Origin of the sequence: Methylobacterium indicum (assembly GCF_001043895.1) — a bacterium.
Taxonomy (GTDB): Bacteria; Pseudomonadota; Alphaproteobacteria; order Rhizobiales; family Beijerinckiaceae; genus Methylobacterium; species Methylobacterium indicum.
This window is the reverse complement of the sequence record NZ_JTHF01000291.1, coordinates 1-8,366: the sequence shown is the minus strand read 5'-3', so window position 1 is coordinate 8,366 and position 8,366 is coordinate 1. Positions and strand designations below refer to the sequence as shown.

Here is an 8,366-nt window from a genome sequence, read left to right as displayed (position 1 = left end):
TTTTTGCCGCCGAACCGGTGTCCGCTTCGGCGAAGTCTGCTTGGGCGCCCCACCATGGCCGACGAGTCCACGCCCCCGCGCCGGGTGCCGACGATGCGCGACGTGTCGCGCCTCGCCGGCGTCTCGCCGATGACGGTCTCGCGTACGCTGGCCGAGCCCGCCCGCGTCTCGCAGGAGACGCGGGCGCGGGTGCTCGCCGCGGTGGACCGGCTCGGCTACGTGCCGGATCGCGGGGCCGGGAGCCTGTCGTCGCGGCGCACCGGCTTCGTCGCCCTGATCGTTCCGACCCTCACCAACCCGAACTTCGCCGACACCGCCGCCGGGCTCACCGCGGTGCTGGGCCCGCGCGGCTACCAGCCCCTGATCGGCCTCACCGGCTACTCGGCCACCGAGGAGGAGGCGGTGGTGCGCGCGATGCTGTCGCGCCGCCCGGACGCGATCGTGGTGGCGGGGATGCATCGCCCCGAGGGCACCCGCGACCTCCTCGCCCGGGCCGGGGTGCCGGTGGTGGAGATCTGGGACCGGCCGGAGACGCCGATCGACCGGGCGGTCGGATTCTCGAACTACGAGGTCGGACGGCTGGCGGCACGAACCCTCGCGGGCCTCGGTGCCGCCCGCATCGCCGGCCTCGGGCCGGAGCGCACCGGCGAGGCCCGGGATTTTCGTGGAGAGGAGCGCCTGCGGGGCCTGCGGGACGGCCTCGCGGCAGCGGGCCTTTCCGACGGCCTGATCCTGCATCACGGCCGCGCGGCGGGCGCCTTCGCGCACGGGGCCGAGGCCATGACGGAGTTGCTGGCTCGCGGCGGGGCCGAGGCGGTCTTCCTCGTCTCCGACATCTCGGCCTTCGGAGCCCTGATGGAGTGCCAGCGCCGCGGCGTCCGGGTGCCGCAGGATCTCATGATCCTGGGCTTCGGCGATTTCGAGATCGGCCGCCAATGCGTGCCGCGCCTCTCGACCATCGCGGTCGATCCCGTCGAGATCGGCCGGCGCACCGGTGACCTGCTTCTCCGGCTTCTCGACGGCGAGGCGGAGCAGCCGACGGTGATCGATCTCGGGTTCAGCCTGCTCCTGCGGGAGACCACGGGGTAGCGTGACGGATCAGATCAGGTGCGGCGTCGGCGCCGGGCGCGGTCGCAAGACCGGGGCGACGGCTTCCCGTTCCGCGTCCACGGGGCCACGCTGTGCGGCCCGGGGCGGCTCGACCAGCGGAAACAGATCCTGCAACCCGCGCGAGACGCCGGCGAGAACCGGGGCGAAGGGGCCGGCGAACGGCGGGGGGGCCGTATCGGCCTTGACGAAGCGGGAATCGGGCATGTCGCACTGCAAATCTCTGGGCCAGCGATAACGCGCCGCACCATGATTTGGTTCACGAACGCGTGTCGAAAGATTGCCGGCCCGGTGGCGTGGGTGGCGTAGCGCAGGGAGCCGGACTCAGCGGCTCGGCGTCGGGGCGATCAGCGTCTCGGTGGCGCCGGCCGGATCCATGCCGATGCGGCCCCAGCCGGGCAGCTTCAGGGCCGGGCGGCGCAGGTCCAGCCCCGCCACCGCACCCAGCACGTTGACCTCGATCCCCTCGACCCAGCCGAGGGCGAGGCCGAGATAGCCCCGGGCCGAGAGCTGCACGCCGGTGCGGCTCGGCGTCCAGGCGACGACGCGCTCCGAAAAGTCCTTGCCGAGGGCCGTCGGCGGCAGCGCGACGGCGAGGTCGGGCACGGCGCGCAGGACGTGGGCCACGAAGGTGTTGGAGTTCGGCCCCGGCCAGGCGCTGTAGCTGCCGGCCGCCCGGTGCGGGTAGGTCGCGACCGCAGCGTGGATCCGCGGCACGACGCGGGCGGCGGCATCGCCGTCGAGGGCGAGCACGACCTGCGGCGGGTTGCCGAACCAGCGCGCATCGGCCGCGTAGGCATCCTTGCGCACCGGCAGGCCCCAGCCGACCACGTCGTAGCGGGTGTAGCGCGGGGCGCCGGCCTCCTTGACCACGATCCAGGTGTGATGCGCGAAGATGCCCCGCCAGCGCCCGACCCGGGCGGCGTAGATCCGGACCAGGGCATCCGGGGCCGCCGCGGGGGCGGGCAGGAGCCGGGCGCTCGACCAGTCGGCGGTGGCCCAGTCGGGGGCGAGGTCGTCGCGGCTCCACCACCACAGGGCGTGGGCGGCGAGCGGCAGCAGGAACAGGAGGACGAGCGCCAGCACCAGGGTGCGGGCGAGCCAGGCCAGGGCGATCAGCATGGTGGTGAAGATGGTCGTCGGAGCGTGGCGGCGCAACCGCGGCCGGGCGAGACCGTTGTTGGCCTGCAACGAGTACTGCGGACGGGTACGGGAGGACGCGATGGCCGAGGTGAAACGGGTGCTGGACGCCCTGGTGCGCAGCCGCCGCGGCGGGCTCGCGGCCTCCGCGGCCCTCGGCGGGCTGGCGCTGATCGCCGGCCTCGCCGTGCGGGCGACGCAGCGCGGGGAGCCCGAGGCCGGTCCGGTCCGGGGGGCGACCCGAGGGACGGCACAAGGCACGGCCGCGATGCCCTTCGATGCGGGTGCGCTCAGCGACGACGAGGCGACGCTCTGCCTGCGGATCATGGTGGCGGCTTCCGCCGCCGACGGGGTGATCGACGCCCGCGAGCGCGAGCGGCTCGACGCGGCGGTCGCCGAATCCGGCCTCGACCTCGCAGGCCGCCAATGGCTCGCCCGCGAGCTGGAGGACCCGGCGACGATCGACGAGATCGCCGATCGGGTCGCCAACCCCGAGGCCGGCGCCCGGGTCTACGCCGCGGCCCGCCTCGCCATCGATCCCGACACGATGCAGGAGCGCACCTTCCTGCGCATGCTGGCCGAGGCCCTCGACCTCGACGACGACGCGGTCGCGCGGGTCGAATCCGGCCTCGCGGCCTGACCGGAGCCACCGATGCGCCCTCCCGACGGCCGGCAAGCCCTCGAACTGCTCGCTCGCCTCGGCTACGGCGCCCGCGGGGTCACCTACTGCCTCGTCGGCGGCCTCGCGGTGCTCGCCGCGATCGGCGTCGGCGGGCAGACCGGGGGCAGCCGCAGCGCCCTCCTGATCCTGCTGGAGCGGCCGTTCGGCTGGATCCTGCTCGGTCTCGTCGCGCTGGGTCTCGCCGCCTTCGCGCTCTGGCGCGTGGTCGAAGCGGTGACCGACGCCGACCGCTACGGCCGCTCGGCCAAGGGGCTGGCGACCCGGGCCGGCCACCTCGTCAGCGGCGTGACCTATGGCGGTCTCGGCCTCTCGATGATGGCGGCGGCGCTCGGCCGCGGAACGGCGCGCCAGGCCGAGGACCAGGGCGCGCGGGACTGGACCGCCTGGCTCCTGCAGCAGCCCTTCGGCCAGTGGCTCGTCGGCGCCGTCGGCCTCGTGGTGATCGGGGCCGGCCTCGCCTTCGCGCTGAAGGCCTGGAAGGGCGACGTCTGCAAGCGCCTCTCGGTGCCGCACGATGCCCGCGACTGGGTGCGGCATGTCGGCCGCTTCGGCTACGCCGCCCGGGCCCTGACCTTCGGGCTGATCGGCGGATTCCTGATCGCGGCGGCGATCGAGAGCCGATCGAGCGACGTGAAGGGCCTCGGCGGCGCCCTCCAGGCGCTGCGGGGTGAACCCTATGGCTGGGTGCTCCTGGGCCTCACGGCGGCCGGCCTCGCGGCGTTCGGGATGTTCGGCCTCGTCCAGGCCCGCTACCGCCACATCGACCCGCCGGACCTCGACGCGGCGCGCCGGGCGGTGGAGGGGATCGCGCGGTAAGATCAACCCCGGAGTAACCCCATGGACGCGCCCGAGCCGCTGCCGCTCCGTACCGAGTTCCTGTTCCGCATGAGCCTGACGGTCGGCCCGCCGCAGGGCATCGGCCCGTCCCGAGGCACCGAGCTGCGCGTCGTGCCGGTCACCGGCGGCACGGTGGCGGGGCCGCGCCTCACCGCCGAGGTGCTGCCCGGTCCGGCCGGCGACTGGCTGCGGGTCGAGCCCGACGGCACGACGCATCTCGACGGTGGTGAAGGCGCCCCTGCCGTGGCGGGTCTGCCATGCTGCGCATCCATGCGCCGGTGACGGACGCCGGCACCGGCAAACCCTGGAATCATGCCGCCGCTTTTTCGGACGGATCCGTTCGAAGGCGCAGGGCAAGCCCGAATGGGCATCGGTGCCGAGGCGCGACGGGATCGGACCTCAGCATCCGGCGCCGTAATGCGCGCGGTACCAGGCGACGAAGGCCGGGATGCCGACCTCCAGCGGGGTCGAGGGCACGTAGCCGACGAGGTCGCGCAGGAGGTCGGGGCTGGCCTCGGTGCGCTCGACGTCGCCGGGCGGCAGGTCGCGCAGGTGGCGCACCGCCCGCACGCCGAGCGCGGCTTCGAGCGCGTCGAGCATCGCCGCGACGCTCACCGGACGGCCGCCGCCGATATTGACCATCCGGAACGGCGCGACCGGGCTCAGGGTATCGGCGGGCGAGACCGGGGCGGCGCCCGGCGGGGGAGGCGGCAGGTCGATCAACCGACCGATGCTCTCGACGAGGTCGTCGATATAGGTGAAGTCCCGCACGGCGCGGCCGTGGTCGTAGACCTCGATCGGCTCAGCCGCCAGGATCTTCCGGGTGAACAGGAACAACGCCATGTCGGGCCGGCCCCACGGTCCGTAGACGGTGAAGAACCGGAACGCCGTGGTGGGGATCTTCCACAGGTGGGCGTAGGAATGCGCCATCGCCTCGCCGGCGAGCTTCGAGGCGGCGTAGATGGTGAGCGGCCACACCGCCCGGTCGGTCTCGCGGAACGGCACCGTCGGGTTGCCGCCATAGGCCGAGGAGGTCGAGGCGAACAGCAGATGGCGCACCGGATGCGCCCGGCAGCCCTCCAGCACCTGGAAGGTGCCCACGACGTTGCCGGCGACATAGGCCTCCGGGTGCTCCAGGCTGTAGCGGACCCCGGCCTGCGCCGCGAGGTGCACCACCACGTCCGGCCGCGCCTCGCCCATCAGGGTCATGAAGGCGCCGGGCTCCTCCAGCAGGAATTCGTGCGACGCGAAGCCCGGCAGGGCCTCGAGCCGCGCCAGCCGGGCCCGCTTCAGGGCGACGTCGTAGTAGTCGGTCAGCCCGTCGACCCCCACGACCTCGTGGCCGGCCCCGAGCAGGCGATGGGCGAGGTGGAAGCCGATGAAGCCGGCCGTGCCTGTCACGAGGAAGCGCATGGCGGGTCCCTGGCGCGGGCCGGACACGCGCCCGCCCGGGGCGGTTACACCGGCGCGGGGCGGGTTGCCAGCCCGGCCCGCCTCGGAACCCGCGCCTTCAGAACACCTGCCGCAGCGCCCAGTACAGCCCGCCGGCGAGCGTGATCGCCGCCGGCAGGGTCATGATCCAGGCGAGCGCCAGGTTGCGCACCGTCGCCATCTGCAGGCCGGTGCCGTTGGCCCACATCGTGCCGGCGACGCCGCTCGACAGGATGTGGGTGGTCGAGACCGGAAGACCGTAGGCCTCGGCGAGCCCGATCGTGCCGGCGGCCACCGCCTCCGCCGACGCGCCCTGCGCGTAGGTGAGGTGCTGCTTGCCGATGCGTTCGCCGACCGTGACGACGATCCGCTTCCAGCCCACCATCGTGCCGAGGCCGAGGGCCAGGGCGACCACCACCTTCACCCAGGTCGGGATGTAGCGGGTGCCGTCGTCGAGGGTGCGGCGGTACTCCTGGAGCGTCCGCGTCTCGTCGTCGGTGAAGGGCGAGTGCTCGCCGGTGAGCAGGCGCACCGCGTCGCCCGCGAGGTACATGTCGGCGCGCAGGTTCTGGGTCGCCTCGGCGGGGACGTGCCGGATGGCGCCGTAATTCTGCACCTGGGCGGCGATGTCGTCGGACAGGGCGGCGAGCGCCGCCTGGACCTCGGGGGCGGCGAGGGCCTCGGCCGGCGCCTTCGCCTTCAGGGCCTCGCCGACCTTGGCGCGGGCGCCGGCCGCGTCGGGCACCGCCGCCCCGCCCGCATGAGTCCCGCCGGAGTGAGTCCCGCCGGCATGGGCGCGAAACACCCGGCTCGCGCCCTGCGAGCCCTGCACGAAGGCCGGCGTGCTCGAATCCGGCATGGTGCGGTTGAGCGCGTAGGCGGTCGGGGCGGCGCCGATCAGGATCAGCATGATCAGGCCCATGCCCTTCTGGCCGTCGTTGCCGCCATGGGCGAAGGACACGCCGGTGCAGGTCAGGATCAGGAGGCCGCGGATCCAGAGCGGGGGCGGCGCCTCGCCCTCCGGCGCCCGGTAGAGCTCGGGCCGGCGCACCACGCGCTTGAGCAGGAACAGCAGCCCCGCGGCGCAGACGAACCCGACGAGGGGGCTGAACAGGAGCGATTCGAGCACGCCGAGCGCCTGGCCCCAGGCGACGCCCGAGGCGGCGTGGTCGGGGGCCATCAGCTGGTTGGCGAGGCCGACGCCGATCACCGAGCCGATCAGGGCGTGCGAGGAGGAGTTCGGCAGGCCGAGCGCCCAGGTGCCGAGGTTCCAGACGATCGCCGCGACGAGGAGCGCGAAGATCATCGCGTAGCCGGCCCCCGAGCCGACCTGGAGGATCAGCTCCACCGGCAGCAGGGTCACGACGCTGTAGGCCACCGCACCGGTCGAGGCCATCACGCCGAGGAAGTTGAACGCGCCCGACCAGATCACCGCCGCGAGCGGCGGCATCGAGTGGGTGTAGATCACGGTCGCCACCGCGTTGGCGGTGTCGTGGAAGCCGTTCACGAACTCGAAGGCCAGCGCGATCAGCAGGGCGAGGCCCAGCAGCGCGAAGGCCCCGACGGCGAGCGGCGGCTGGCCGGCCTGCCGCATGTCGGCGACGAGGTTGTAGCCCGCATAGGCGAGCCCCGCGGCCAGCACCGCCAGGAACCCGATCGTGGCGGCCGGGTGGATGCGGTGGCCGAAGCGGGGCCCCGTGCGGGGTTCCTCTCCAGATCCCGGGCCGGCGGGACCGGGCGCCGCCCCGGCGGGGCGTCGGGCGAGGGCGGCGTCGGACATGGGGGACTCGCTCCGGCGGGGCTGCCCCTCAAGGAATAGGGCGCCCGGATGGCAAGTCGATGACGCGGCAAGTCGATGACGCGGCAAGTCGGCGGGCCACATCGACGCCGGGTCAAGTCGACGGCAAGGTCGCTGTCGCCGCGGACCGCCGCGGAGGCGGTCGGACGTGCGAAAACCATGTGTAAATGCCTAAGGGGCTTGCGTTCTGCAAAACGCAACCCCAAATTCAACGGATCACCGCTGCCGCTGCGATGCGTGTGCGCACGGGTCATGGAGGCGCGGCTCCCCATGGGCAACGAGTCCGGCGCCTTTCACGGGCGGCGAGATCGTTGCCTTCAACGAACCGGCCCGATGCCCTTCTGGTCGAGGGTGACGGAAGGCCAGCGAGTCAGTACCCGATGAACCAGCTCGTGCGCATGTCGCATATCGTGACCGCAGACGCCGTCGAGGAGCCCTCCCCGAGCCTCCGGGTTCCCTTCGCCCAATCGGGCGCCTTCGTGTGCAAATTCATCATCGGCGAACCCAACGACCGAGCGGTCTGTTGCGGCGCGCCGGTGCAGGACGGAAAGAGCTGGTGCGCCTTCCACCGCCGGATCGTCTTCGAGCCGACCCGTCCGGGGCGGCTGCGATAGCAGAGGCCGGCCGGCTCCGCTACCCGTCCGGTGCCTGTTTTCGTCGGGCGCCCGGGGGGCCGGCGCTCACGCCGCGCGGCCGTAGATCGGGAAGCCTTCGCGGCGCCCGCGCAACGCCGTCCGGCTGACCTCCCGCCACGCGGCGCCGTGCGGGCCATCGCCCGGCCGCGCCGCGTCGAGGGCCGCCTGCGACACCAGCGTGGTGACCCCGAAAGTCTTGGTCGCCTGCTCCAGCCGGGCCGCGACGTTGACCGCGTCGCCGAGCACGGTGAATTCGAGCCGGTCGTCATCGCCGACCACGCCGACGAACACCTCGCCGCAATGCACCCCGATGCCGATCCGCACCGGGTCGTGGGCCGAGCCGGCGTTCCAGGCCTCGACCAGGGCCTCCAGCCGCTCCGCGAAGGCGAGGGCGCCCGCCGCGGCGTCCGCCCGGACCTCCGGCACCCCGAACACCACGAGCGCGCCGTCGCCCATGAACTTGTCGATCATGCCGCCGGTCTCCCGGGCGGCCTGGACGACGCAGCGGCGAAAGCCCGTGATCAGGATCGCCACCGTCTCGGGGTCGGCCCGCTCGGCGATGGTGGTCGAGCCGCGCATGTCGACGAAGGCGATGCCGGCGTGCCGCCGCTCGCCGAGACGCAGGCCGCCGCCCTGCTCCATGCTGCCGCCGCGCTCCAGGAGCGGCGCCAGCTCCGCCGGCAGGAAGCGCGACAGGGCCGCCCGCCGTGCCGCCTCGCGCAGGGCCAGCACCGCC

The 8,366-nt window shown here is 73.6% G+C and carries 10 protein-coding genes; 5 read left to right on the top strand and 5 right to left on the bottom strand.

The genetic code is table 11. The annotated features are described in order from the left end of the window. The first annotated feature begins 93 nt into the window (after positions 1–93). Positions 94–1,089 (top strand): LacI family DNA-binding transcriptional regulator, encoded by a 996-nt coding sequence (locus tag QR78_RS27530; RefSeq protein ID WP_048430804.1) that lies wholly within the window; start codon positions 94–96, stop codon positions 1,087–1,089. 9 nt (positions 1,090–1,098) lie between these two features. Here the strand turns inward: QR78_RS27530 and QR78_RS27525 are convergent, their stop codons facing one another. Next, the gene (locus QR78_RS27525) at positions 1,099–1,314 is read right to left on the bottom strand and encodes a hypothetical protein (RefSeq protein WP_048430801.1); all 216 of its coding nucleotides are present in this window, start codon (positions 1,312–1,314) and stop codon (positions 1,099–1,101) included. Positions 1,315–1,431: 117 nt separating this feature from the next. Beyond that, complete coding sequence (locus tag QR78_RS27520; protein WP_048430803.1) at positions 1,432–2,229, bottom strand: DUF3750 domain-containing protein; 798 nt, start codon at positions 2,227–2,229, stop codon at positions 1,432–1,434. Positions 2,230–2,329: 100 nt separating this feature from the next. On the opposite strand from QR78_RS27520, the gene QR78_RS27515 reads away from it, so the two are divergent. Genes QR78_RS27515 through QR78_RS27505 form a run of 3 tightly spaced genes read left to right on the top strand, consistent with a single transcriptional unit; the run spans position 2,330 to position 4,048 of the window. Further along, positions 2,330–2,887: a tellurite resistance TerB family protein gene (locus QR78_RS27515; protein WP_048430800.1), complete on the top strand. Its 558-nt coding sequence runs from the start codon at positions 2,330–2,332 to the stop codon at positions 2,885–2,887. Between the two features lie 12 nt (positions 2,888–2,899). Beyond that, the gene (locus QR78_RS27510; RefSeq protein WP_048430799.1) at positions 2,900–3,745 is read left to right on the top strand and encodes a DUF1206 domain-containing protein; all 846 of its coding nucleotides are present in this window, start codon (positions 2,900–2,902) and stop codon (positions 3,743–3,745) included. Positions 3,746–3,766: 21 nt separating this feature from the next. Then, positions 3,767–4,048: a DUF3237 family protein gene (locus QR78_RS27505; RefSeq protein ID WP_082172078.1), complete on the top strand. Its 282-nt coding sequence runs from the start codon at positions 3,767–3,769 to the stop codon at positions 4,046–4,048. A 117-nt stretch (positions 4,049–4,165) separates the two neighbouring features. On the opposite strand, the gene QR78_RS27500 is transcribed toward QR78_RS27505, so the two are convergent. Continuing rightward, the gene (locus QR78_RS27500; protein ID WP_048430798.1) at positions 4,166–5,179 is read right to left on the bottom strand and encodes an NAD-dependent epimerase/dehydratase family protein; all 1,014 of its coding nucleotides are present in this window, start codon (positions 5,177–5,179) and stop codon (positions 4,166–4,168) included. Between the two features lie 97 nt (positions 5,180–5,276). Then, positions 5,277–6,977 (bottom strand): inorganic phosphate transporter, encoded by a 1,701-nt coding sequence (locus QR78_RS27495; protein ID WP_048430797.1) that lies wholly within the window; start codon positions 6,975–6,977, stop codon positions 5,277–5,279. Positions 6,978–7,162: 185 nt separating this feature from the next. Here QR78_RS27495 and QR78_RS34485 point away from each other — a divergent pair, with 185 nt between their 5' ends. Beyond that, the gene (locus QR78_RS34485) at positions 7,163–7,609 is read left to right on the top strand and encodes a GcrA family cell cycle regulator (RefSeq protein ID WP_338100678.1); all 447 of its coding nucleotides are present in this window, start codon (positions 7,163–7,165) and stop codon (positions 7,607–7,609) included. 66 nt (positions 7,610–7,675) lie between these two features. Here QR78_RS34485 and QR78_RS27485 read toward each other — a convergent pair. Then, positions 7,676–8,366 (bottom strand): adenylate/guanylate cyclase domain-containing protein (locus QR78_RS27485; protein ID WP_048430795.1); only part of this gene is annotated, 691 nt, incomplete at its 5' end.

Bases quoted from the DNA above. Each gene is read 5' to 3' on its own strand.
- QR78_RS27530 (WP_048430804.1), top strand. From the start codon at position 94: ATGCGCGACGTGTCGCGCCTCGCCGGCGTCTCGCCGATGACGGTCTCG.
- QR78_RS27525 (WP_048430801.1), bottom strand. From the start codon at position 1,314: ATGCCCGATTCCCGCTTCGTCAAGGCCGATACGGCCCCCCCGCCGTTC.
- QR78_RS27520 (WP_048430803.1), bottom strand. From the start codon at position 2,229: ATGCTGATCGCCCTGGCCTGGCTCGCCCGCACCCTGGTGCTGGCGCTC.
- QR78_RS27515 (WP_048430800.1), top strand. From the start codon at position 2,330: ATGGCCGAGGTGAAACGGGTGCTGGACGCCCTGGTGCGCAGCCGCCGC.
- QR78_RS27510 (WP_048430799.1), top strand. From the start codon at position 2,900: ATGCGCCCTCCCGACGGCCGGCAAGCCCTCGAACTGCTCGCTCGCCTC.
- QR78_RS27505 (WP_082172078.1), top strand. From the start codon at position 3,767: ATGGACGCGCCCGAGCCGCTGCCGCTCCGTACCGAGTTCCTGTTCCGC.
- QR78_RS27500 (WP_048430798.1), bottom strand. From the start codon at position 5,179: ATGCGCTTCCTCGTGACAGGCACGGCCGGCTTCATCGGCTTCCACCTC.
- QR78_RS27495 (WP_048430797.1), bottom strand. From the start codon at position 6,977: ATGTCCGACGCCGCCCTCGCCCGACGCCCCGCCGGGGCGGCGCCCGGT.
- QR78_RS34485 (WP_338100678.1), top strand. From the start codon at position 7,163: ATGCCTAAGGGGCTTGCGTTCTGCAAAACGCAACCCCAAATTCAACGG.